This window comes from Demequina pelophila (assembly GCF_000971175.1).
Taxonomy (GTDB): domain Bacteria; phylum Actinomycetota; class Actinomycetes; order Actinomycetales; family Demequinaceae; genus Demequina; species Demequina pelophila.
The window spans coordinates 33,972-58,465 of record NZ_BBLY01000007.1; the positions used below are offsets into that span (position 1 = coordinate 33,972).

Genomic DNA, 24,494 nt, shown 5'->3' on the forward strand with positions numbered 1-24,494 from the left:
CGGTCGGCCGAGCGCCAGTTCAGGGTCTCGGCAGCGCGCCCGCAAGGGGCTCCGCCATCGCACCGTCAAACCCTGCAGCCGCATCGTCGAGCGACATACTCGGCGCCCCCGACGACGTTCCGAGACGCGCTCTCGGATGGACCGGTCCTCGACCGACGGGGGGTCGGTCGGCACGCGAGGCGCGAGCGGACCTTGGTACCGCTGTCGCGCCGTTCGCTTCCCCTAGAATCTTCGAAACTTGAGGCGCATCGTTGCGCATCGTTCCTGAGAGGCTCCTTCCACGTGCACACTGACGCGTTCGCCTACACGCCGGCGATCGATCTGGAACCCGCGATGTTCGCGGACGGCCGGGTCGATCGACTCGTCGTGCTCGACACCGGGTTCGACGACGTACTGCAGGGCGTCGGCGAAGCACGGTGGCTCGGTGACGCTGACTGCGAGCTTCCGGTCGGCTACTACACCTTCGGCGGGATCGAGAGCCCCTTAGCACTGTTCGTCCCGTTCGGGGGCGATCCCGGACACGGCACCGCCACGCCGGTGGGTGAACTGGAGGACGGCCACCCGCTTGTGGAGGCCTGGCGGTGGGCCGAGTCTTGGTGGGAACGGGCGAACCCCGTGAGCCTGCCGCGGTTCGAAGTGCGGCAGGCGTTGGTTCGGCGAGCCTCCGGCATCGAGGTCGTTCCTTCGCAGCGGCGCTTCTCCTACGGCAACTGGTCGTACAAGGTGACGGTTGAAGGGTCGACGCGCTGGGAGCCTGAATCGAGCCTCCAAGAGGCGGTGCGGGACGACGACCCGGTTCAGTGGGTCCAGCAACCGCCGGCCCCAATCGACCGCTTCGCGGCTACCCTGACCCGTGCCAAGCTCAAGGGCCGGTTCGCGGACACGCTCTTCTCCTTCCGCGCGACACGCACGATCTTCCGGCCGTACCAGTTCAAGCCCGTAATGAAGCTGTTGCAGACCGGCAAGGACCGCCTGCTCATCGCCGACGAGGTCGGCCTGGGCAAGACCATCGAGGCGGGCCTGGTGTGGACCGAGCTCGAGGCGCGAGGCCAGGCGGACCGCGCGCTCATCGTGTGCCCCTCTTCCCTACTCGGCAAGTGGATGCAGGAGATGGAGCAGCGCTTCAACTTCGAGCTCGAGGAACTCGACTCCCGGGGCCTCGAGAAGTTCCTGACGCGCTTCCGCGAGAACCGCCTGCCTCCACGCTTCCGCTACATCACGAGTCTCGAGCGCCTGCGCACGTGGGACGGACTCGACGTGCTCGCGGACGACCCGCCGGAGCTCGACCTCATCATCGTCGACGAGGCCCACGCGATGAGGAACACCGGCACCCGCTCCTACGAACTGGGCTCGCAGCTGCAGTCGTGGAGCAACGCGCTGGTCTTCCTCACCGCGACACCCATCAACCTGCGCCAGACCGATCTCTACAACCTCCTCGACCTGCTGGTGCCCGAGGACATGGGCGACGTCACCGACCTGCTCGAAAGGCTCGAGCCGAACCGGGCGCTCAACGCCGTCGGCAGGCTGCTGGCCGATCGGGATGCGACAGCACAGGAACGATGCGCCGCGCTCGATGACATGCCCCGATCGCGGTACAGCCACTACGTCCAGGCCCGCCCCGACTACGCCCGGCTCCGCGAGATCATCGGGCAGTCCTCGCTCGAGCCGAAGGACGTGGTCGAGGCGCGACGCCTGATCGCTGAGCTCAACACCCTCTCGACCGTGATCACGCGCACCAAGAAGTCCGAGGTCCAGGAGGAGAAGCCCATCCGAGACCCACGGTGGGTGCGCGTGGAGTGGAGCGCCGAGGAGACTCGCTTCTACGACGAGTATCTGGAGTGGTGCCAGGCACGCGCGGATGTCGCCGGGATGCCAATCCAGTTCGCGATGCAGATGCCCCTGCGGCTCGCCAGCGCATGCCTCCCGATGGCCCGGCTCGCCGTCCTCGAATGGACTCCCGCGCTGTTCGAGGACGATGACGAAGCGGTGGAGTCGCTCGCGGAGTCGCGCCTGGTCGAGCCGCACCGAGCGCTCGTCGAGGCGGCGGAGGCCCTCGCCCCCGGCGTCGACACCAAGTTCGACAAGTTGCTTCCCCTGCTCGAGCAGATGGTCGCCGAGGGCCACCAGACGCTCGTCTTCACGTTCTCCCGACCGACCATCCGCTACCTGCGGCAACGGCTCGGCTCCCGATTCCGGGTCGCGGAGCTTCACGGCGGCGTGGACCGCGAGGGTCGCCGGCGCGTCATGGCGGACTTCCGCGCCGGCCTGTACGACATCGTGATCGCCAACCGCGTCGCGAGCGAAGGCCTGGACTTCGAGTTCTGCTCCACGCTCATCAACTACGACCTCCCGTGGAACCCCATGGAGATCGAGCAGCGCATCGGCCGCATCGACCGCATCGGCCAGAAGTCTTCCAAGCTGCTGGTCGCGAGCTTCCACAACGACGCCACCATCGATGAGCCGATCCTGCATCGGGTGCTCGACCGGATCGAGATCTTCGAGGACTCGATCGGCGCGCTCGAACCGATCGTCAACCGCGAGATGCGCAACCTGCAGGGTGCGTTCGACTTCCGCCTCGACACCCGGGAGCGGCTGCAGAAGGCGGATCAGTTCGCGAACGCCGTCGAGGAGAACAGGGCCGGCCTCGCCGACGTCGCCGACGCCGCGACCGCGCTCATGGTCGGCAACGACGTCGACGTCAGCGGCCTCGAGGACACGCTCGAGAAGACCGGGAAGTACATCGGCCAAAGCGAGCTCGCGCACCTGATCGCCGACTGGGCCGCGATCGAGGACGCGCCCGGTGTGACCGTCGCCCCCGACGGCGGCACCGTCGCGGTGCGCGGCAACGCCGAGATGGCGCGCCGGGTCGAGGCGCTGTCCACCTCGCGTCGGCGCTCACGTGCGGAGGTCGAGCCCTACATCGCTTCGCTGCGTTCCGGCGTCGAGCTGCACTTCGCGCTCGACCAGGAGCTCGCCCGCACCGGCCGCTTCGACCTCCTGACCGCGACCAACCCGCTGGTGATGGCTGCGACGGAGGTGCCCGGACACCGTGAGGTCCGCTTCACCCATGCCCGGGCCCGGCGCCACGACGACACGGTCCCCACCGGCACCTACGTGGTCGCGCTCGCGCGGGCCACCCTGCGTCCCCGAGACGAGTCCGAGCTGTGGGCGACGGCCGTCGCTCCGTCGGGCCGGATCGACGCCGGTCCCGTCTCCGACGCGCTGCTCGCGGCCCTCGCGCGCGGTGAGCTCGAGGAGCCCGTGCAGGCGCTCGACACGAGCCGGCTACCGCGGCTCACCCAGCGCGCGTTGGACTCGCTCCTCGCGCGCCACGTCACGGAGGGCGAACGCGTGGCGCGCGAGCACGCGGCCACGTCCGCGCTGCGCCGCGAGACGTTGGAGCAGCAGCACGCCAGGCGTCTCGCATCGTTCGACCAGCGGATCGCCACCACCTTGAAGAAGTACCCCGACCCTAAGAAGGTGCGCGGCTTCGAAGGCATGCGCCGCAAGGCCATCGCGCGGCATGCCGATCTGCTCCACCGGCTCGACGCCGAAGCCACCCCGACCATCGAATTCGAACCCATCGCCGTGTGCGTCATGGAGGTAGTCCCGTGAACAAGGACCAGGTGGTCGCGCACGAGCGCGCACGCGAAGCCCTGTACCGGCGCGAGGTGAAGGAGAAGCACGATCGCCCGGTGGACTTCGCACGTCCCCGCAATCTCGAATGGCACCGGCGCGGGCTGCGCGAGGCGGCGCCCGCGCCGTTCGGGCTGTTCGCCGGCCGCGTCGCGCTGCGGGGCGAGCATGAGCACGTGCCGCACGGCGAGTTCTACATCGGCACCGCACACCTGGACCACCCCGACTACACGGTATTCAGCTGGGCCGCGCCCGTGGCCGCGACGTTCTTCCACTCCCACGGGCATCACCTCTGCGACCACGTCGTGGGCAAGCGGACGTTCGACCACGACGATCGCCAACAGATCTCGGACTACGAGGACTCTCGGCACGCCGATGACGCCCCCTGGCCGCTCTTTCAGGCGCGCGGACTCGCGGTACCGAAGGCTCCCGGGTCGCAGATGCCGGGAGCGGGGCGCATGCCGGTGTTCCCGGCCGGCCGTGCCAGCGACACACCCGAGCCCGAGCCGGCGGGCGGGGAGAGCGAGCGGCCCACGCGGCAGCGGCCCCGCCGACGCGACCTCCGCGGCGGCGAGATCCTGCGCAAGCGGCTCCAGAGGCCCCGGACCGACGGACTTGCGCCGGTGCTCGCCACGCTCCAGCCAGAGCAGTACAACCTCGCCTCCTGGACTGCGGGCGAGCACCTGATCGTCGAGGGCCACCCGGGCACCGGCAAGACCGTGATCGCAGTGCATCGCGCCGCCTATCTCACGTCGCCCGAGTACAACGCGGACGCGGCCGACGGGGCGAAGGTAGACAAGTTGCTCATCGTGGGACCGACCGACGAGTACGTCGACCACGTGACGGGAGCAATCTCACACCTCACCGGAGGCTCGGCGTCGGTCACCGCGTTCTCCCTGCGCCGCATCATCGCGATCGCCGCCGGGCTGCTCGAGGTGCCCGAGGGCAAGGCCATCACTCGACCCGAGGACGGGTCGTACGACCTCTGGTTCCTCGCCGAGCGCGCGGTCGACGTGCTGCGGCTCCGGAAGGGGCTGGTGCCCAAGCGGTCCACCCTCATCAAGGCGGCCTACAGCCTGCTGCGGGCCAACGGCGAGCAGGGTCAGGTCATCACGACCGACCCGCACTGGCGCGAGTACCTTGCGTCTCTGCCGCCCTATGAGAAGGCACGGACCATGCGCAACCACGCGCCGCTGATCGCCTGCCTGGGGCTTCACGTCGGCAGGCCCGACGAGCTGCCGACGTTCGATCACGTGGTGGTCGACGAGGCGCAGGACGTCATGGCAGTCGAGTGGGCGATGATCGACGCCCTCAACCCCGCCGAGCACTGGACCCTGCTCGGTGACATGCACCAGCGGCGCTCGGACGCCGCCTTGCCGTCGTGGCAGGACGTCGCCGAGAAACTGTCGATCCTGGACGCGTCGGGGCGCGCGCCGGTGGTGACCATCAGCAACGGGTACCGGTCGACCGCCACCATCATGGAGTACGCCAACCGGCTCCTGCGGCACGCGGATCGCGAGCTCGAATCAATCCAGACCGACGGACCGCCCGTCGGGGTCGTCACGAGCAGCGAGTCCGCGCTCCACGAGAACGCCGTGGCACAGGCCTCGGACCTGTCCCGCACCTACCGGGACGGGACGGTCGCGATCATAGGGGTGGAGGGCCCCGCCACCGAGGTGGTGCTGCGTCAGCGCAACTGGACCAAGGATCCGCACCTGCGCTACCGCTGGCACCTCGACGGCCGCACGCTCGACCTGGTCCATCCGGACCACGCGCGCGGCCTCGAGTGGGACGCCGTGGTCGTGGTCGAGCCGTCGCGCTTCCCGGAGAACTTCCGCCGGCACGGTCTGCTCTACACCAGCCTCACGCGAGCCAACCGCGAGCTGCGCATCGTCCACGCGCGCAAGCTCCCTGCCGCGCTCGGCGACTCCTCGACCTGACACGGCGGCGGGAAGGGTTTCACTCTCGAGTCCCTTCCCGCTGCCGTCGCCAGCGAGGTGTGTGGGCGCGTCAGCGCGCCCGCGCACCTCGTCGCATGTTGGCCTGGGCCCACGCGACGAAGGGCTCGACACGGTCCGTGCGGGGGTCGACGGACCAGATGAGCCCGAACATCTCGGCGAGCCAGGCGTTGCGCATCTCGATGGTGAAGTGCGCCCACTCCGGAACATCGGCGAGGTCACGGGTGATGAGAGGCTTGGCCGTCGCGAAACGCGCCCGCTTCTCCGCGAACGGCGTGTCCTTTGTCTTGGTGTGGCGGCTGGTGACGAGCGTCTTGTTGCCCACCGCGGTCACGATGGCCTGGTAGCCGTCGTACTCCTCGCCGTCGGGTCCGAAGACCTCGGCCCGCCACGCAGGCGTCACGCGCTCGGGCGCGACCTGCTCGATGAACAGCTTCTTCGGGTCGAAGGGCACAACGTCCTCGCCGACGCGCTGGGCGAGCGCGCGCTCGATTCCGTGAAGAATCGCGCGAGGCTGGGCGACGCCGCTGCCACGCTCGCGCATGTAGGTCTGCGCGTCGAAGTCGAAGGTCGCGAGGCCTCGCAGCGCCTGGACGGCTGCCGCGGCGTGGTGGCTGTCGCGAAGCGCCACCGCGACCTCCTGGAATCGAGTCTCGAGCTCCTGGGCGTTGCGGCCGGCCATGAACCAGCGGACGGTGAGCACGTTGCACAGACGCACCAGCTCGGCGCGGTCCTCGGACGCGATCGCGACGTTGTCGCTCAGCGCGGCCAGCGCCATCACGCGGTACGAGTCGGCCAGGGTCGCGAGGACCTGAAGGTGGTACTCGGTGTCGCCGCCCATCGCCGGGGTGAGAAGGTCGCCGTAGACACTGGCCTCGTCGCATAGGTCCTGCCAGAAGGCGAGGGCGTTGGCGCGCGCGACCAGCGGATCGTCGTCGGCGATCCGGCGCTCGACCATGGTCGGCACTGCCTTCTTCTGGACCTTCTCAGGGCTGGTCGACACGAGGTAGTGGCGGAGGTACTGGTCGACGGCCGCCGTGCCGACCTCCCTGTTCAGGTCCTCCCACTGCTGCAGGAGCGTGACGTGCTCGTCCTGCGCCTGCGCCTCGGGCAGGTCTTTGGTGATGTGCTGAAGCACGGTGCCACGCACGATGTCGGCGGGGCCGAGCGGCAGACCACGGTTGTTGAGCGTCATGAAGACCTCGAGCGACTCCGCCAGCGCCGACGTGCTGATGCATAGCACGAGCAGGTTGTTACGCAGCGCGTCGAACAGCGTGGCAATGCGCTGAAGCCGCTCGGCGTCGGTGGCTCGGTATTCGAGGTCCTCACGGACCAGCTTCTGGAGGCGGTAGTAGCCCCGGCGAAGCGCCAGGGTGAGCGAGATGCCCGACCGAGGCATCGGTCGACGGTCCCTGGGAGACGCGTGCACGTGCTCCTCGAACATGGTCCGGAGCATCGGGTTGGTCTTGAAACGAGAGTCGGCGCTGTCGTGGCTTGCGTAGATGAAGTCCTCGATCTGGCTGAGGACGTCGCGTGGGCGCCCGCCGGGACGCACCGGGTCGAGAACCGCCGAGGGAAGCGCGGTCGCCTCGTCGCGCAGACGCGAGGCCAGCATGAACAGGGTGGTCAGCCGCTGCTGCCCATCGACCACGGCGCAGTGTTTCTCGTCCTCGGTGTCCTGAAGGATGAGCGTGCCGACGAAGTGACGCTGTCCCGTCTCCGCCGTGCCGACGAGGTCCTCGAACAGCTCGTCGATCTGGGCATTGCCCCATGCGTAGTTGCGCTGGTACTCGGCAACCTCGATCTGCGCGTATCGCGCGATCGCGTCTCCGAGTCCCTCGACCTTGCCGCTTGCGAGCATGTGCTGGAGTTCCCCTCAGGTGGTGGTGTGGCGTGCGAGTGTGATCGTGCGGGTGGGGACTGACATCGGGCCGTCGGCGGCTACGCCGAGAACCGGAGGGACCGGGTGAGACGTGCATCCTCGTCGTCCGAGAGGTCTACGGCGGTCCTGACCTCGGCCATCGACCCGTAGTCGCCGCGCACGTACTTCATGGTCACCAGGAACCGCGCGAGTTCGGGGTCGATGTCGGCGTGCTCGGCGAGCTGGCCCGCGGTGGTCTGGTTGATGTTGATGGTGCCGTCGTCTCGCGGCGCGGGCGGTTCCGGCAGCGGGCCGTCGAACTCGTCGGACGGCCGGGGTGAGGTGCGCACCGGCTGCGCGGGCGTGGACGGACCCTCTGTCGGCACGCTCGCAGGCCGCCGTACGGCGAGCTCAGGTTCGGGCGCCGCCGCGGCGGGCGACGGTGCGGGTGCCTCTTCAGTCGGCGGCACCACGCTCGGGGCGGGCGCGCCGGGTGCTGGAACGGGAACCGCAGGCACCGGAACCACAGGGGCGGCGAGCACAGCGGGGGCCGGCGGGGTGCTTTCATGCCGACCCGCAGGTGGCGGGCCATAGGCCGGTGACGCCGCGAGCGGCGGTGCACCGGCGGTAGTCGGCGGGGCCGGCGCAGCTGCGTTTTGTCTCTGAGCGAGCCTCTCGGCGAGCTCAGCCAGGTAGCGCCCATTCATCACGGTCGATTGGATCACCGGGCCGAACCAGAAGGCGAGAAACAGGGCTGCACCCAACGGCACGAGGCCCGCCCCCGTCGTCAACATCGCGCACCAGAAGACGGCGATCCATATGCCACCGAAGAGGAAGTACTTGGGCTTTGCCGTTCGGATACCAGCCACCAGGAACCCGAGCCAGTTCAGGAGTCCAAGGCTGAACAGGGACGGGAAGATCCACCACGAGTTCCTCAGACGCCACGCGCGGTTGCTCAGCCTCGCTCGCGCCTCATGCGAGAACTCGTCGGGCAGTGGCGACGGCGCCGTTGCAGTCATGGGTACCTCAAGGTGGACGGAAGAAACGTGGCACCTAGGGTACCGGCCGGGCGAGCCTTCGAGACCCGTCCGACGTCCCGGCGCGGACCGAGACGTTCTCGATGAGCCGCTGCTCACGGCAGGTACTCGAGCACGGCTCCGTTCGTGTGCGCGATCAGGCTGCCATGCAACAGCTCCCGCGGAGGACACTCCCCCGCACGGTCGAGTTGGATGCGCGTGCCGTCGGTCAGTGGCCCGTCGACCCAGACGATGCGGCCGTAGGGAGTATCGACCGCGCCCACGCGGTCCGTGCGACGCGAATGCACGTCGGGTAGCGCGATCTCGGCGACCACCAGCGAATGGTCACTGAGCGGCGCGTCGCCCGTGCGGACGTCGTGGTCGTATCGCACGCTGAGCGCCCGGACGGGCGGCGAGACCAGAGTGTGGTCGAAGCATCGAGCCGCGCCGCCGCGCACGACGTGCGTCGGCTCGGGCTCGACCCCCGCCTGCCTCGTCGCAGGCCGGCCGGGCCACCGGGCCTGGGCGACCGCCGCATCGTCCCCCAGCAGGCTCTCGACGGCCGCCTGCCACCGGGCACGCGAGTCCGTCTCGCCGAACCTGTCGGTCCAGTCGCCGGTCACCGTGCCGTCGGGGAGCGCGCGGAACGACTGGAGCGTCGGTACGAACGTGCGTGGCTCGTTGAAGTCGCCGACGACGATGCATGGGCCGGGCACGGCGAGGAGGCCCTCGTGGAGCGCCTCGAGGGTCCTGACCTTGTCCCAGCCATTGCCGGCCGCGTTCGGGGCGTGCACGGAGACAACCCGGACGGCATGACCGGGCACCTCGACGTCGGCCGCGGCGATCAGTTGAGGCCATGGCGCCTCGACGGGCCGGGCGACCGGCGCAAGCGGCCACCTGCTCGCGATGACGTTGCCGTACCGCTTGCGGCGGTCACGTCGGATATGGTCCGCGGCGCCGTGCCCGCTGAAGTGCGCGAACGGGAGCCCCGCGCGGGTCAGGTGTGCGGAGAGCCGCTCGAAGGTCGCGCCGCGACTTGAGACCTCCTGCAGCGCGACCACGTCCGGCGCGTGTGCGGCGAGAGCATCGGCGATCGCCGCCAGCCGCTCGTCGCTTGCGCCGCGGATCGCCTGGATGTTCCAGGAGGCGATCGTGTACGCGGTCACAAGGACGACGGTAGTCGGGGTCTCGGACCCGCCGGACCGTGCTGTCGCGGCGATAGCATCGCTCCCATGTCTGACCCCGCACCGTCACGCGTCCCCATCTGGCCCGAGTTCGTCCGGCCTGTCCTGCTCACTGCCTCTCAGGAGGCCGTGGTCTCTCGCCGGACTCTCGTCGCTCGCAGCATCGACCTGCTTGATCTCGACGACGACGCCCGTGAAGAGACGCTCGACAGTGGAGGCTCGCGCGCACACAACCGCGCACAGTGGGCGATCACGCACGCGACCAAGGCGGGACTTGTCGCTCGCGTCGCCCGCGGCGAGTACGAACTCACGGACGCCGGACGAGCCTGGCTCACTGACTTCCCCACTGGCATCCACGACTTCAGCACAGCCAACGAGTTCTTCACGCCGTTCTGGCCCGAGAAGACGCGCGCTGCTGCACCGGCAGTCGAGGCGTCACCCGCGTCGGAGACCACCGATCCGATCGAGCTCATCGAGGACGGCGTCGCACTGATCAAGGCCGAGGTGGCCGCAACGCTGCTCGATCGGCTCCGCGGCGCCGATCCGGCCTTCTTCGAACAGGCTGTCGTCGAGGTCCTTCTCGCCATGGGCTACGGCGGCAGCGAGCAACGCGGCAAACGCATCGGGGGCACGGGCGACGGCGGAGTGGATGGGGTGATCGATCAGGACGCTCTCGGGCTCGACCAGATCTACGTCCAGGCCAAGCGCTACAACGCAGGCAACACCGTCGGCCGCGAGGCGATTCAGGCATTCATCGGAGCACTCCACGGATTCGGCGCGAGCCGCGGGGTCTTCATCACCTCGAGCGACTTCACACAGCACGCTCGCGACTACGCCCGGCAGATCCCGACCCGGATCATCCTGATCAACGGCGACCGGCTCGCCGAGCTGATGATCAAGTACCGGGTCGGGGTTCAGGTGGAGAAGCGCTACGACGTGGTCAAGGTCGACGAGGACTTCTTCGAGTAGGCAGACCGTCACGCTGGTCGCGGCGGGCTGAGGTCGATCCGCAACCACTCGGTCCCCTCGCCCATCGCCTGGATCAGCTCGTCCTGGCGCGGTTGCCCGAGCAACTGACGGTAGGTCACCACGGTGCGCATGAGCCTGCGGTAGTGCTGCAACTCGCGGCTGAGTGGGAGCGCCGGCACGTATCGCTCGATCTTCGCGCCGCCCTCCGACGAGTACACCCAGAACGGCACCACCTCCGAATCCGCGCCGTCGCGCGCCGCGACGGCCGCGGCGAAGGCCGCCGCCCAGGGATCCGGGTCGTCGCTCTTCAATGCGGCGCCAGTGAAGTCCCGTGCCACGTTCTTGCGCACCGCGTGCCCCTTGTACCGGTGCACCCGACCCTCCCGCTGTTCGAGATCGACAGGGTTCCCGGGCAGGTTCCAGTGGACGATGGCATGGCTGTAGGTGTGGAAGTCCAGGCCCTCCTGCCCCACCGACGTCGACGCGAGCACGAACGGCCGGAACGGCGAGTTGTAGGCGACCCGCACGGTCCCCTCACGCATGAGCGCGCTGTCGCTGGCCTGGGTTCTGCCATAGCGGGCCGCAAAGTGGCTGGACATGCGCTGCGCGTCCGCCACCACGCGCCCGTCCTCGACACGCACATCCTCGACGACGTTGGCGGCAGTGCGGATGGACAGCGCCTCGGCCATCACCTCAGCGATGCGCGGCGCGCGCCGCAGCAGCTCGACGTCCTGGAGCCCCTCGGATTCGACGAGGACGTGCGCATACTCGTCGAGCACCGCCTGCAGACAGCCGTCGAGACAATGTCGTGCCACTTCCCGCCAGTACACCTCGCCCTCAACTGTGCGCAGCAACGCCACGATCTCCGGCTTGTTGAACAGCGACCGCAGCCCCTGTGCGACGGTGAAGGCGGACGCGCGCACCTGTGGATCATCCAGTGAATCGCCGCCACCGCACACGCGCGACAGCGCACGCAGGGCCAGCGTGCCGGGGCCGCCGAGCGCAAGCTCGGTCAGAACTTCTGCGAGGTCGTGAGGCCAGGCACCGAGGCCGATGCGCTCCACGTCATCAAGCGTCGCGGCTCCGTCGAGTCGTTCGAACAGCCGCAGGTGCTCGTTGAGCCACCCGGGCCCGTCCTCGCCGCCGGACTCCGCCTCGCGACGCACCTGGGACACGAATTCCCCGACACCGGTGCCCCCCTCGGTTGCTCCCATCAGGGCCGGAGCAGCCCAGTACCAGCGCGAGTCGGTCGCGCCACCGTGGGTCTTGAGGTGCGCGATGCGCCCGAGCGCCGCGTCCACACGGTGACGCACGATGCCGATGAGCCAGTCGCGGTCCATCGGCATCGCGCCGTGCTCGCGAGCGATCGCGAGAGGATCGCCAAGCCGCGCGAGTGCAGGCTGCGGGAACAGCAGCGCCGCCGTGGTGCCCGACTGCCGGTACTGGAGCGGCGGCGTGACTGGACGATGCGCGTCGTAGTCACGGTGTTCGACCCCGCTGGCCTCGATGGTGCGCCTCTCGGCCTCGTAGCTCGTCATCACCGCAACGGACTTCGGGACCACCGCCCAGGCGGAGAAGATCAGCCGCTTGGTGAAGTCCGCGAGCTCCGGCTCCGCGTAAGCCCCGCGCGGGTTGTAGTACGGCAGCGACGGCGGAAGCCACGCCAACTGCCACGCCCCGCGATCGAGCACGTCGGCAAGCAAGCCGCGCAACTTGGCGTTGCCCGGGTCCACCCGGCGGTAGTGGACGATGTCCTGCCAGGACAGCAACCCTCCCGCGCCGTCCAGCACGCGTGCGAGTTCCGGATCCTCGCGCTCGACCGCGGCCTCGAAGTGCTGGCGAACCAGGTAGGAGTTGCGCTCCATCAGATTGAGCGGGTACGGCGTGCTGCGCCAGTACTCGAACACGTCGTGGCGGTCCAGGGCCCGCGCGACCTTGTCGAAGGTCACCCATGCCTCGAGATCCTGTACTCCCAGCGCGAGGCCTGGCATGTCCCTCTGCGCGAGCATCCCGTCCCGGTCGGGCGTCGACGCGAGTCGCTCGGTTCTCGCCATGAAGCGCCTCAGCTCGGCCTCGACCCTCCCGCGGGCGGCCGCCCCCTCGGGCTGGGCGCCCGCGAGCGCCGCGTCGCGCATGGTCCTCAGGTCGCGGCGCACCCGGCCGGCCGCCTCGCGCCCGCCGAGGAACTCGACCGTCCGGTTGAAGTCGGCGAAGTGATCGTCACCGGCAGGCTCGTCCGGCAGCGTGTACATCTTGAAGGGGGTGGCCGACAACAGCAGGACCCGTGCGTTCACATGGTCGAACACCTCGCGCGCGAGGTCCGCACCGTAGCCGTCCCCGTCGAGTACGTCCTTGAAGCGCTGGAACTCGTCGAGGATCACCAGGTCCGGCTCGAGATGCTCGACACCGGCCTTGGCGACCAGGTGGCGCAGCATGCCCACGAGGCGATCCCGCCGCCACCGCAGCTCGTCGGGCGCGCGCGATCGCAGGTGCGTGTACTCGGCTGCGCACGCCTCGAGCTCATCGCGCAGCGCGCCGCCCTGAGGTCCGACGGCTCGGGCGATCTCCTCGTGGAAGGAGTCGACCAGTTGCTGGTCGAGGCTTTCACGGTCGAACCATCGCAGCTGGCCCTCGAAACGGTCGCGGCGCACGCCGCCGCGGAAGAACTTCACCCAGGCTGCCTTGTGAATGACGTCTCTGCCCCAGCGCTCGGCGAGCATGGTGTGAAGCAGAACGCGCTCGCGCGACGCTCCTCCCGAACTGCCAACCGAGAACGATGTTCCGGGGGTGAACGAGACGAAGTTGATCTTCTGGCCGCGCAGATCACGAATCACCTGTGGCAGCAGGGTGAGACGATCGGCATGCCGCATGACCGTCCCGCCGACCACGTTGAGTCGGCTGAGGTTCTGCCTGGCGATCTGGGAGTTCGAGCAGATGTAGACGACGTCGATCCGTTCCTCCTTGTCCCAGAGGTAGTCGACGGTCTTCGCGATGACGCCCTTGGCGACCATGGTCTTTCCCAGACCGACCTCGTCGGCGACCAGGAACCGCTTGGTCCAGTCATCGTCGGTCCACAGGCGGCGGAACGCATAGTCGACGGTGTCCCGCTGGAAGTCCTTGAGGCTCGCGAGGACCCGCTCGTGGTCGGGCTTCTTCATGCGCGGCGCTCCTGGTGCACAGCCCACACCACGGACCACAACTCGTCAAAGCCATCGGGCAGCGCCGGCCCATCGGGCACGCCTCGGATCTCGTCGACGGCGCTGGCGATGCGCGCCAACGCACCCTCGTCGCGCCCCGTGGCACGCACCATTGGCTCGAAGAGCGCGATGTCGACCAACTCGCCTGCGGGCGCGGATCCCCACGTGCGTTCGCCGGTCGCACCGGCCAGGTCGGCGATGAGCGAGTCGTACGCCGGGTCGCCGAGCAGGAAGACCAGATACCTGAGGACGTCCTGAGGCGTGGCGAGCACGGACTTCAGCGCGTGCTGACGGCGATCGCCCACCTCTCCCGACAACGTGGCCTTGATCACGCATCGCCGGGTCACGCGCGCATCGCCCTCGCCGGCGGTGGTCTCGACGGCGATGAAGGGCGTGACGTGGTTGCCTGCGATCTGCCAGACCGATGTGGCGGCGAGCGCGGTCGACTGGCTGTCGCGCGGCAGCGAGATGGGCCAGACCCGGGTCTCCCCCGGCGGATTCTCAGGCCAGGACATGGTGACGGCGACCTCGACGACGTCGCCGTCGACGGCGTCCACCCGCGCATCGACCCCGCGCTCGGCGATCGCACGGTGAAAGGCCTCGATCGCGTAGGTCACGGCGATGCTCGCATCGTCGATGCCGTCCTCCTCCGCGATCGTCGCCGACTCGAGCATGCGGGTGAGCCCGGGAGCATCGTCCGTGCCGTCGAGCACGCTCATGACTCCGCAGTCGCGAGTACGACCCGTGAGGACCGCGTCGAACTCGACGTTGTTGCCCCACCGGCGGCTGGTGAGGTTCGCACTTCCGGTCACCACCATCGAGCGGGATCCCGGCAGATCGAGCACGAAGGTCTTTGCATGGAGCCCCTCGCGCGCGCCGGCGAGTTCCGAGAGGGCGCGCTCGGCCTCTCCGATGTCCTCGTCCGGGTCGGCCTCCGCCAGGCGCTGAAGCACGTGGGCCTTCCACCCGGCGATCGCACGGCCCCCGACGAGTTCGAGGGTCTCCTGCCGGGACACGAGCGTGCGATTCGTGGTGAGCCGCGCGAGTTCGTCGAGTGCGGACGACGTGAGGAACGGGCTGATCGCGAGCAGCCGCCGAGCCCGAGTCGGGAACGGCCAGACCTCGGCTCCGTCAATCCCGATCGGGAGCAACTCGCCGCCGTCGAAGCCGGCCGGTGGGGCGAATCGGACTCGCGCGAGCCCATCGGCGAGGTCCGCGATCTCCCCGGCCCGGGCATCGTCCACCGCCCGGAGCGCGAGCCCGGGAAGCGCCTCGACGAATTGCGCGAGCGGCTCCGCCGGGATCGTTCCACGCGAATCCTCGTCGAGCACGAGCGCGGTGTCCCACGACCGGTCCTGCGTGAGGTTGCGGCTGAGGATCACGGCACGATGCGCGGCGCGGCCCTCGGTATCGCGGAACCGGAGCGCCCAGACCTTCGGGTGGAAGATCGCCCCTTCGCGCGGCGCGGAGACCTCGACCACGCTGTCCTCGACGAACGCCACGAGAGCGCGGTAGGAGGCGGGCACGTCGATCCCGCCCGCCTGGCAGAACACGGTGGCGCGTTCGGCGTATCTGCGGACGGACTCGAGGAGGGCGATCGGGTCGGCGGAGTCCGGGTCGGTGCCGCCGACCTGCTCGTGGACAGCGAACGACAGCGGCGCGAGCAACAACGATGTGAGGTTGAGGGAGTATGTGGTGCCCACGGCCACTTCGAGGGCGAATCCGGAGGGCGGGCGGAGCGCATCCGTGAGCAGGACTCGGGTCTCCGGGGCGAGAGTCACGCGGCCTCCCTCGCGTCGTAGAGATCCTCCAGATGCGAGCGCGTCTCGTTCCACCGATAGGTGAGGCGACCGAGCCCGCTGGAGCCGGGCCAGATGTCGAGCGCCGACTGGTTGTAGAAGCGTGCGCGCGGTCCCTTGATCTGCCGCTCGCGCGTCGCGACCAGATGCTCGGCATCGGCGCTCGTGGAGAGATCGACGCCCGTCGCAACCAGGTCCAGCCATGCGTCGACGAAAGTGCACGTCAACGACCTCAGACGCGGGTTCTGGTCCGCCATCAGCGCCCAGAACCCTCCCCTGTCCCATCCAGCGACGGTGCGTGCCGGGTCCTCTTCCTGCTGCCAGGCGGTCAGCGCCGCGTGATGGCGCTCGACCACGTCCTCGCGACGCGCCTTGCGCGCGAGCCCGAGGTTGTAGACGAGAGCGGCGCCGTGGACCAGCAGGCTGAAACGCCGCGCGTGCTCGATGGTCTGCGCGGTCACCGAGTCGAGGTCGCTGAGGTTCGCGATCTCCCACGGCGCCGCCGCTCCGGCGCCATCGAGAGCCGACGACACGTTCTCCGGCTGATGACGGATGAGCCACGCGAGCAGCGACCCCTCGGTGGCAGAGACGATGCGGTCGCCCAGATAGTCGCCTTCCTGAGCGCTCAAGGCGAAAGTGGCGGCCGAGAGCAGGTCGCTGGGGACAACCGGGAGGTGCGGGTCCAATCCCACCGTGGGAAGGATCTCGCGAGCCTCCGGGTCGTCGGCCGCCGCGGCGCGCTGCGCGAGCGACCGCATGTCGTGCTGACGCCGGAAATACGCGTCCGATGACGACGAGTCGACGATTCCCCACGAGCCGAGCACCGACCAGTAGACGACGCTGGGGAGCCGCTTGAGCTTGCGCCCGGCCACGTTGCCGAGGACTCCCTCATCCTCTCCGCCGGCCCGGAGGCTGCCGATGAGACGAAACTCGAGTTCGCGGAACTCGGCCGCCATCTCGGTTGGCGTCCGCTTGGTCGCCGCGCGCTGCATGAGCCACGGCAGGAACAGCACGTACCTGAGTCGCGTGTGCAGGGTCGATGTGCCCGGGAACATGGCGTTCGCGAGAGTGTCACGAATCGAACCGATGCCGAGCTCGTCGACGGTCCCTGGCTGGCGAAAGAGCTCGACGATCTCGATCATCCTGCGGCGCTGTGCGTCGTCGTTGTCGAGCCAGCCGAAGCTTGAGGTCATGGCCTCATTATCCGCATCGGCACCTCGAGGCATCGCCCGAGCCCTAGCGAGAACCGATCGCGTGAAGCACCGCATCGCGTAGGCGCACGTCGTCAGCGGCGATCCCCGTGAGCACGTCCGCAAGGCTCACCGTCGTCGCCACATTGCGGTCGATCCCGGATCCCTCGGGCGCCTGCCTCGTCACGAAGACCGTCGAGTAGTCCGGTGTCGCGATGTCGCCGGTGCAGACCTTGTACTCGGCGACCGCGGTAGGCCCGAACTCCAGGTAGATCATCGGTGCCGCCTCACCGCGCTCAAGGACGATGCAGAACTCCCACATTCCCTGGTAGTTCGCCTTGACGCCGACGATGGGATGCGCCGGGGCGGTCGCGTTCACCTGGCCGACCAGCACGTGCTCGGCGTACCACTTGAGCGCGCGCTTGATCTCGCCCAGGGTGCGCCGGCCCTCCTCGAATTGATGCTTGGCGTGTTGCGCGACCTCGTCCCCGAATTCCGCGGCGGCGCGCTCCTGTGGCCGGAAGCCATAGCGGTCGGACTCGCCGGTCGCGCACAGTGCCGCGATGAAATCGATGCTCTCGTCGGTGCTCACAGGCCTCACTTCTTCCACGAACTGCTCCGCCATCTGCTGAATGAAGAACGCCTGGTCTGGATGTGCAACGCGCCACCGGGAGTCCCTGTCAAGGTAGTCGCGCAACGCGGTGATCAGCTCCGCGTACGTGACGACCGCGGCGTCCTCCCACCCGCTGTCTTGGCGCCACGGCTCCCGGCGCCCACACAGCAGGACCACCACCGCATCGTCCACCCCGCTGCGGCCGAAATCGAGGTAGCACTGGTGGCAGTGCCCGTGACCGTCGGAGGTCCAGTAGTTCTCCACGACGATTCGGGCGCGCTCGCCGGCCAGCACGATGTCCGCGATGTCCTTGCCCGCCTCCTGGCGCCCGGGGGTCTTGTGCGCGCACGCGACGTGCCCGCATGTGTCGACCTCCTGAGCGACGCGGTAGCCGGTCGCCGGGAAGCGAGCCGGGTCGCGGAGCCCATCGTTGACCTGCTGCACGAAGATCCGCTGGAAGGCGTCGCCGAGGCCGTGCGTCCCCTCGGCGTCGAAGAGCCAGGCGAACACGTTCGACAGCTGCTTCTCGTGAGTGCCGTGGTGCATCACCGTGAACACGTTGAAGCGCTCGGCGAGCGACCGCGACAGCGACGGCACCAACGCCGTCACCAGTCGATCGAAGTCATGTACTTCCGTGTTCACGCCTCGACGCTAGTGGCCGCGGGTCTCGGTCAGACGACAAACACGACCGCGTGTGACGCTCCCCACAGCCATGGGCTTCAGCTCCGGCCCAGGATCAGCCGACTGCCAGGATGTCTCCGGTACCTGCGGTGACAAACCACGGAGGCGGCGATGGACGGCATGGTTCTCAAGCATTGGAAGCGCTATGGCAAGGAGCGCGTCTACGCCAACGCGGCCGACGGAATCAGGCTCGGCTTCCTTGACCTCCAGACCGGCGAAGTCACGCTCGAGGAGGGCACCGACCCGTCGGTGGCCGACGCGCTTCGGGCCTGGCGCGCCGATGGCGACGAACCGGCCCCCGCATCGGCCCCAATCATGGACACGGACAAGAGCAACGACACCGATGACGTGTCCGACGAGCCGCCCTCACCGCACGCCGAACCCGAGTGGGCCGACCTCGCCGCTCGCCGACCCGGGCAGTTGGCGCGCGACGCGGCAGCTGCGGCGTGGGAACGCGAGAAGCGCGTCGGCAAGGTGATGCCCCTGCTGTTCCGCGCGCTCGACGTGAACACCGAGGAGCGTGCCTGGCGCCGGGGCGCCGAGGGCGAGGAGAAGATCGGCGCCGCGCTCGACAAGATGGCAAAGCACGGCTGGCGGATTCTCCACTCGATCCCGGTCGGAGACAACGCAGACATCGATCACCTCGCGATCGGCCCCGGCGGTGTCATCCTGGTCAACGCGAAGCACCACCCGGGCGCGAGGGTCACCGTCACGAAGCACGCCGTCCTGGTCAACGGAGCCAAGACCGACCACGCCGATCAGGCGAGGCGGCAGGCCAAGCGCGCCTACACGATGCTGCGATCCGCGGGAGCTGATGTGAAGCGCGTGCAGCCCTGGATCGCCGTCTACAACGGGAATCTGCTGCAGCCGGAACTGAAGCATGCGGGCTCGCTCGCGGGCGTCGGCGTGGTGACCAACCACAACATCGACACCAACCTCAAGCGCCTGGACCCGGCATTGACCGCCGACGAGGTCGACGCCATCTACTCGATCGCGCGCCGCTCAACCACCTGGACGCCGTAGCCCCGGCTCGGCTCAACCGAGCCGATCCCGCTCCTCGATGATCGCCGCGCGACGGTCCGACACCAGCAGGTCCGCGGCCCCCAGCGCCAGCGCTCCCCAGGGCGTGGGCGGCGGGGCACCGATCGCGCGCAGCATCGGCTGGGCACGTTCGGACACGGAACCGTCGACACCGAACCACCCGGTGAACTCCTTGGCGTTCACTCCCTTGCTGTGCGCGCCCACGGTGTCGTTCGCGCGGCCGATCGCCCACCCGATCGCGGCCGCGCCACGCGGCACCGAGGCTCGACGTCGGAAGATCGCCGGGTCCTCGATCGCGACACGCGCGAGGAAGCGTCGCATCGCGGTGCGGTGCTCGACGTCGAGCCGCTCGCCGGCCACGCGGTCCAGAAGTTCCAGGAACTCGCCGACCCGCTCACGGATGTCCTCGGCGATGCCGCCCCAGGCGAAGTCCTCGTCGGGCAGCGGCTCCGCATCGAGCGCATCCAACGCCTCGTAGCCGCCCACGGCCTCCTCGAGCTCGGCACGCACCAGCCACTCCAGGTCGAACGGGTCGATTCCCGCCATGGGGTCGCCGCCGCTCATCGCGAGCGCGAACGGGTCCACCGCATCAGCGATCGCGGTGAGCACCGCGGCGGTCTCTGCCGCATCGACTCCCTCGCGCCGGTGCACGAACGCGACGTAGGTCGCCAGCAGGGTCGGCAACTCCTCGACCTCCTCGTAGCCCACCATCACCTTTCGCGGCATCCAGTCGAGAAGGAACCGCTCGGCGACGCTCTCGCTCCACCGCAGAGGGCCGCCGACGTTGTAGGTGGAGCCGAAGTGGAGGATCATGTCGAGCCCGAACTCGGCGTCCTCATCGTCGATCACCTGGTCCCCCGCGTACGCGAGGAACTCCGCGCGCAACGCCTCGACCTGAGCGTCGTCCCACGGCTCGTCACCCTCGGCCACACCCCCGGCGGGCAGCAAAGTGAGCAGCCACTCGATGGAGGGCCGGAGCATGGGCCAGTGGTCACTCTCGGGCATGCCGAGCGTGCGACGGCCCTGCTCCAGGGCGGCGCTCACGGTCGCCCGCGCCGTCGCCGGGTCCCAGTCGGCGAAGCGCGTCTGGCTCGAGTCGCCGAACGCCCCCGCTCGCATGTCCCCGATGATCCGGTGGAGGGGCTCGGGAATGAGGAATGCGTCCTTCACCGCCGAGCCGAGGTTGTGATCGATGTAGATCACCGCCGTGAACTGCGCGCCGGAGGCGAACCGCAAGCCCAGCATGCAGTTCTCACCGTCGCCCAGCGTCTCCGTCATGCGTGCGACCGACGTCTCGACCCGGCCCTCGGCAAGGTCGCGCAGCCATAGCGGCAGCGGATGACGCCGTCGCGACAGTTCCGCGCCGATCTCCACCAGGAGCGCGTCGTCCGCGGGCAGCATCCGACTCATCACCGTGAGGAGGGCCGTGGTCTCCGCGTAGGGGATCTCGAGGAACGATCGGACGAGGTCAACCCGAGGGACCACCTCCCGATCCGCATCGCCCCACAGGTCATCGCCCCACACGTCCTGGTCCCGAGAATCGGAGACCTCGAGCATCCCGCTCACGAGCCCGATCAGCTCGACAGGGCTGTCCGAGCGGAGCGCCTGCCGCACCCCGTCCAGCAGGTCCGGCGCGGGCGAGTGTCCGAGGTCACCGCCCCCGGGCACCGCTTCGAGGTGGCGGCGGGGCTCCACTCGACGATGGATGGGGCGCTTGGGGTGGCGTCGCTTTTTGGGCACGGGTCGAGGCTACCCGCCGGCGAGCGGCCGCCCACGAGTTCTCCACAGCCCCTTTCGGAGCGCTTGTGGCACACCTAGATTGAGGCGAGTCCCCATACCGACGGAGGGACGGCCATGGCCATCACCGCATCGGACGCGCGCAGGCGCCTTTTCCCGCTCATCGAGCAGGTCAGTACCGACGCGGCCCTACGCTCCGGCCGCGGAGAGGTTCACGACCTCGACCGCACGTAGGTACCGCCGGCGCACCTTCAAGAACGGCCCGCCACATCAGTCATCGCAGCCGCAGCTCCCCGCCGCGGTCCGCGCCTGCCAGCACGTCTCGCATACGCCGTAGTCGCGCTCGACCGGCCGCGGTGACCGCGCCGGCGCGACCGCAGTCGGCACCACGGGGCTCGGCACCACCGGGGCCGATGCACGGGGCGCCTTCTCCCCCGCCGCACCCACGACCGGGGCGACAGGGGCCGCCGAGGCGGCTGTCGCATCGTGCACAGGCGCATCGTCAGCCGGCACGACCGTGGGCGCGGCGACCACCTTGGGGAAGGCGACGCTCCAGTTCTCGGTGCCGGCGCGGTTGACCTTGGAGCGGATGCCCTCGGTGAGCCCGGAGGCGGACACGGCCTCGACGCGCGACGAGAACCACTCGACGCCGCGGTGGGTTACGTGCAGGGGGTGCATCCCGTCGATGCGGATCGCCTTGACGTAGCTCGCCTTCACCTCGCAGCCGACGATGCCGGCGCGCAGCGCGATCTGACGCACGAGCGGCCGGTGGGCGGCCTCCAGCTCGAACCGGTCCAGCGCATCGTCCAGGGGAATCAGGGTCGTCTCGATCACGCCATAGGGTCGCATGCCGCGTCCGGCACCGGGTCCGCTGAAGGTCCGGCCCCGAACCGGGGGCCGGACCTTCAGCTCGCGAGGCGGGTCAGCAGGTCTCGCTGAGCTTCACCGACCAGAGGGTGACGATCTCGCCGATGCTCGTCTCGGTGCCGGCGGCCGGCTCCTGAGCGCACACCTGCCAGTTGGTGTCGATGAGCTGCCTCCGGCCGTCGCCCGTCCAGTCCTCCTGGTCGAGGAAGTACGAGCCGAGCTCCTGCAGCGAGTCCTGCGCCAGCTGCAGATTCATGCCGACGAGGCTCGGCATGGTGAAGGTCTCGGACACGGACGGGGCCTCGCGCTCCTCGGCCGGCTCGACGTCGCCGTCGGCACCGACGACGCCCGCTTCCTCGGCGGCCTCCTCCAAGGAGGTGAGCATGGTCGAAAGCTCGGAGGCGCGGGTCTCGGCGTCCTCGACGGCGCCCTCGAGCTCGGCGATCTGCGCGTCGAACTCGGCGTTGGTCGCCTCGAGTTCGGCGATCTCCCCGTCACGCTGTTCGACGGTCCGCTCGAGCGACCGGTACTCGCTCGACGCGGTGGGGTCTCCGCCACCTACCGTCGCGACGACTCCGAGCACGAGCCCCGCGAGAGCGACCGCACCGTACTGCGCCCAAGGGCGCTGCCACACGGGCAGATCATTCGGGCTCTGGCTGGACGTGGGCGCGCCCGGGGGCGGCGGCGGGGTGTACTGCGTCATGGCATCCTCCTCAACTGACGGCCGCCACGGGCCACGGAAACGATTGCGTGCTGTTCGCGGTTGATCACAGCCCCACCTCGCTCACACCGTAGGCCGCCTGCTCGGCCGTGAATCCCTCGAACTCGAGCTGGCTGATCAGGCCGGCGCGGGAGAACGAGGAGAAGTCCAGATACTCCTCGGCCTTCTTCGCGGCCTGCTCCATCCAGTCGGTGCCTGCGGCGTCCACGCCGTGGGTGGCCTGCTCCGTGGTGTAGCCCTCGAATTCGAGCTGACCGATCAATCCCGACCGCGAAAACGCCGAAAACTCCAGGTAATCCACAGCGCTTCGCGCGGCCTGCGCCATCCAGTCTGCGCCGACGGCGTCGACGGCGTACTCCGCGTCCGCCGTCTCATAGCCCTCGAACTCGAGCTGACCGATCAATCCCGAACGCGAGAACGCAGAGAACGCCAGGTACGACTCCGCCGATCGCCGCGCGTTGTTCTGCGCCACCGTCTCGGTGGAGCCGGAGTCTGTCGATTCGGTTGAGCCAGAGTTCGTCGACTCCGCGGAGTCGGTCGTCGGCGCCTCCGCCTCCTCGGCCTCGTAGACGTCGTCGTCCGCCGGCGCGGCTGCGGCGTCGTCGACCGCGTCCTGCAACTCGGTGGCACGCTTCTCAAGCTCCTGCGCGAGATCATCGGCCTCGTCGCGTGCGGTCTCGAGCTCCACGATGCGCGCGTCGAGCGCAGCGGACTGCTCCTCAAGGGCCTCGAGTTCCGCGGCGCGGTCGGCAGCCGTCACCTCGAGCGCGCGGTACTCGTCCGACTCGGTCGGGTCGTCGCCGCCGCCGGTGATCATCGTGCCGATGACCATGCCGCCCACTGCGGCGCCCGCGAAGCGGACCCACGTGCGCTGCCAGAACGGCTTGTCCGCCGTGGGCGGTGCCGGCGGGGCCAGCGGAGTGCCTGGCGGCGCCGGAGGCGGCGCGGGTGGTCCCTGTTGGGTGTGGTTCATGGTGTCCCCCTCAGAACATTGCTGCATTGGATGTCGCGGGATGGGTGAGTAGCAGGTAGCCGACGAAAGCCCGGCTGGAAGAAGAGCGCCTCAGAGGCCCAGGATCTTGTCCTTGGCGAGCTTGAACTCGTCGTCCGTGAGCAACCGCTCGTACCGGAGGTTCGACAGTTGCTGCAGCTTCTCCGCCGGCGGCTGGCCGGTGTTGTCCAGGATGGTCCGCACCAGCTCCTGAATGTCGGCGGTGCTGGCGGCCGCCGGAGCCAGGGACTCGACGTGACCGACGAGCCTCGCTGCCAGGAGCCGTGCCTCGTCAACGGCATCCGGCTGGATGGCGACGGACATGGACCACGACGCGCTCGTGAACTGGAGAGTCGCGCGGCGCATGTCGTGCTGCTGGTTGACCACACGCTTCCGGCCGTTCCTGTCCTCCTCCACGTGCGAGCTCACCTGGACCGCGCCGTCCACGAAGACCTGGCAACGGGTCGACGCGTCGACGTCGTGAGCCTCCTGCCCGAACACCACCCAGTCGCGAAAGACCTCGACGGACCCGCCGGACACCGCGGCCACGTACCCGAAACGCGGTGAGTCGAGGTCGCCACGGTCGAACCCGATCGAGTCCAAGGCGGCGTCGAAACGCGCCGCGGCGTCCGCCGGGTACTCGCGCGCAAGCACCGACTCCAGATTGCGGTACGCAACCAGCTTGGCGCCGCCGCCCTCGGCTGCGGCCAGGGCATCCGTGGCGGCCTGCACGGCCTGCTCCCGTCGCTCCGCCGCCGCGGCCCGACGCTGGGCGGTTGCGGGGCTCTCGCCCACCCCCCGCAGCAGGTAGACGGAACCCGCGATCAGCGCCAGCGCCAAGACGAGCGAGACCGGCTCGCCGCCGAGGCCCGCGAGCAGGAAGAGGCCGCCGAGGCCCGCCAGGGCGATGCCCGTGCCCCGGTGCTCGTAGCGCGCGGCGAAGGGCCTTCGTGTCTCCGCCGAGTTCAAGGCTTCATCGATTTGACTCATGCAAAAACCGTAAGTTCACACAAGTTCCCGTGAGTGCGAACCA

General features: G+C 69.2%; 16 protein-coding genes. 4 read left to right on the forward strand and 12 right to left on the reverse strand.

What is annotated here, in order from left to right; translation table 11 throughout:
* The first annotated feature begins 282 nt into the window (after positions 1 to 282).
* The gene (locus tag AOM03_RS10685; protein ID WP_062381208.1) at positions 283 to 3,615 is read left to right on the forward strand and encodes a DEAD/DEAH box helicase; all 3,333 of its coding nucleotides are present in this window, start codon (positions 283 to 285) and stop codon (positions 3,613 to 3,615) included.
* On the forward strand, positions 3,612 to 5,576 hold the full coding sequence (locus tag AOM03_RS10690; RefSeq protein WP_062381210.1) for an AAA family ATPase: 1,965 nt from the start codon (positions 3,612 to 3,614) through the stop codon (positions 5,574 to 5,576). The genes AOM03_RS10685 and AOM03_RS10690 overlap by 4 nt, the downstream gene beginning before the upstream one ends.
* A 70-nt stretch (positions 5,577 to 5,646) precedes the next feature.
* Here the strand turns inward: AOM03_RS10690 and AOM03_RS10695 are convergent, their stop codons facing one another.
* From AOM03_RS10695 to AOM03_RS10705, 3 genes are all read right to left on the reverse strand, one after another.
* Entirely contained in the window at positions 5,647 to 7,455 is a 1,809-nt protein-coding gene (locus AOM03_RS10695) for a GmrSD restriction endonuclease domain-containing protein (RefSeq protein ID WP_062381212.1), read from the reverse strand.
* Between the two features lie 80 nt (positions 7,456 to 7,535).
* Positions 7,536 to 8,474 carry a hypothetical protein gene (locus AOM03_RS12750; RefSeq protein ID WP_156157724.1) on the reverse strand — a complete coding sequence of 313 codons (939 nt, stop codon included), beginning with the start codon at positions 8,472 to 8,474 and terminating at the stop codon, positions 7,536 to 7,538.
* Between the two features lie 113 nt (positions 8,475 to 8,587).
* On the reverse strand, positions 8,588 to 9,637 hold the full coding sequence (locus tag AOM03_RS10705; RefSeq protein ID WP_062381216.1) for an endonuclease/exonuclease/phosphatase family protein: 1,050 nt from the start codon (positions 9,635 to 9,637) through the stop codon (positions 8,588 to 8,590).
* A 66-nt stretch (positions 9,638 to 9,703) separates the two neighbouring features.
* On the opposite strand from AOM03_RS10705, the gene AOM03_RS10710 reads away from it, so the two are divergent.
* On the forward strand, positions 9,704 to 10,624 hold the full coding sequence (locus AOM03_RS10710; protein WP_062381218.1) for a restriction endonuclease: 921 nt from the start codon (positions 9,704 to 9,706) through the stop codon (positions 10,622 to 10,624).
* Positions 10,625 to 10,632: 8 nt separating this feature from the next.
* Here AOM03_RS10710 and AOM03_RS10715 read toward each other — a convergent pair whose 3' ends face one another.
* From AOM03_RS10715 to AOM03_RS10730, 4 genes are read right to left on the reverse strand one after another with little or no spacing between them, the layout of a single operon-like run.
* On the reverse strand, positions 10,633 to 13,782 hold the full coding sequence (locus AOM03_RS10715; protein WP_062381219.1) for a DEAD/DEAH box helicase: 3,150 nt from the start codon (positions 13,780 to 13,782) through the stop codon (positions 10,633 to 10,635).
* Complete coding sequence (locus tag AOM03_RS10720; RefSeq protein WP_062381221.1) at positions 13,779 to 15,602, reverse strand: phospholipase D family protein; 1,824 nt, start codon at positions 15,600 to 15,602, stop codon at positions 13,779 to 13,781. The genes AOM03_RS10715 and AOM03_RS10720 overlap by 4 nt, the downstream gene beginning before the upstream one ends.
* Positions 15,599 to 16,813, reverse strand: coding sequence for a DUF6361 family protein (locus tag AOM03_RS10725; RefSeq protein ID WP_062381222.1), 1,215 nt, complete (start codon positions 16,811 to 16,813; stop codon positions 15,599 to 15,601). The genes AOM03_RS10720 and AOM03_RS10725 overlap by 4 nt, the downstream gene beginning before the upstream one ends.
* 43 nt (positions 16,814 to 16,856) lie before the next feature.
* Positions 16,857 to 18,065 carry a PD-(D/E)XK nuclease family protein gene (locus tag AOM03_RS10730; protein ID WP_062381224.1) on the reverse strand — a complete coding sequence of 403 codons (1,209 nt, stop codon included), beginning with the start codon at positions 18,063 to 18,065 and terminating at the stop codon, positions 16,857 to 16,859.
* 150 nt (positions 18,066 to 18,215) lie between these two features.
* Here AOM03_RS10730 and AOM03_RS10735 point away from each other — a divergent pair, with 150 nt between their 5' ends.
* Positions 18,216 to 19,127 carry a nuclease-related domain-containing protein gene (locus tag AOM03_RS10735; protein ID WP_062381226.1) on the forward strand — a complete coding sequence of 304 codons (912 nt, stop codon included), beginning with the start codon at positions 18,216 to 18,218 and terminating at the stop codon, positions 19,125 to 19,127.
* A 12-nt stretch (positions 19,128 to 19,139) separates the two neighbouring features.
* On the opposite strand, the gene AOM03_RS10740 is transcribed toward AOM03_RS10735, so the two are convergent.
* From AOM03_RS10740 to AOM03_RS10760, 5 genes are all read right to left on the reverse strand, one after another.
* Positions 19,140 to 20,885: a hypothetical protein gene (locus tag AOM03_RS10740; protein ID WP_156157725.1), complete on the reverse strand. Its 1,746-nt coding sequence runs from the start codon at positions 20,883 to 20,885 to the stop codon at positions 19,140 to 19,142.
* Positions 20,886 to 21,152: 267 nt separating this feature from the next.
* Positions 21,153 to 21,716, reverse strand: a complete 564-nt coding sequence (locus AOM03_RS10745; RefSeq protein ID WP_062381230.1) for a hypothetical protein — start codon at positions 21,714 to 21,716, stop codon at positions 21,153 to 21,155.
* Between the two features lie 88 nt (positions 21,717 to 21,804).
* The gene (locus tag AOM03_RS10750) at positions 21,805 to 22,452 is read right to left on the reverse strand and encodes a PASTA domain-containing protein (protein WP_062381232.1); all 648 of its coding nucleotides are present in this window, start codon (positions 22,450 to 22,452) and stop codon (positions 21,805 to 21,807) included.
* 64 nt (positions 22,453 to 22,516) lie between these two features.
* Positions 22,517 to 23,443 carry an Ltp family lipoprotein gene (locus AOM03_RS10755; RefSeq protein ID WP_227589973.1) on the reverse strand — a complete coding sequence of 309 codons (927 nt, stop codon included), beginning with the start codon at positions 23,441 to 23,443 and terminating at the stop codon, positions 22,517 to 22,519.
* Between the two features lie 90 nt (positions 23,444 to 23,533).
* Positions 23,534 to 24,451, reverse strand: a complete 918-nt coding sequence (locus AOM03_RS10760) for a hypothetical protein (RefSeq protein ID WP_062381236.1) — start codon at positions 24,449 to 24,451, stop codon at positions 23,534 to 23,536.
* Between the last annotated feature and the right edge of the window lie 43 nt (positions 24,452 to 24,494).

Bases quoted from the DNA above. Each gene is read 5' to 3' on its own strand.
- AOM03_RS10695 (WP_062381212.1), bottom strand. From the start codon at position 7,455: ATGCTCGCAAGCGGCAAGGTCGAGGGACTCGGAGACGCGATCGCGCGA.
- AOM03_RS12750 (WP_156157724.1), bottom strand. From the start codon at position 8,474: ATGACTGCAACGGCGCCGTCGCCACTGCCCGACGAGTTCTCGCATGAG.
- AOM03_RS10710 (WP_062381218.1), top strand. From the start codon at position 9,704: ATGTCTGACCCCGCACCGTCACGCGTCCCCATCTGGCCCGAGTTCGTC.
- AOM03_RS10715 (WP_062381219.1), bottom strand. From the start codon at position 13,782: ATGAAGAAGCCCGACCACGAGCGGGTCCTCGCGAGCCTCAAGGACTTC.
- AOM03_RS10725 (WP_062381222.1), bottom strand. From the start codon at position 16,813: ATGACCTCAAGCTTCGGCTGGCTCGACAACGACGACGCACAGCGCCGC.
- AOM03_RS10735 (WP_062381226.1), top strand. From the start codon at position 18,216: ATGGACGGCATGGTTCTCAAGCATTGGAAGCGCTATGGCAAGGAGCGC.
- AOM03_RS10750 (WP_062381232.1), bottom strand. From the start codon at position 22,452: ATGACGCAGTACACCCCGCCGCCGCCCCCGGGCGCGCCCACGTCCAGC.
- AOM03_RS10755 (WP_227589973.1), bottom strand. From the start codon at position 23,443: ATGAACCACACCCAACAGGGACCACCCGCGCCGCCTCCGGCGCCGCCA.
- AOM03_RS10760 (WP_062381236.1), bottom strand. From the start codon at position 24,451: ATGAGTCAAATCGATGAAGCCTTGAACTCGGCGGAGACACGAAGGCCC.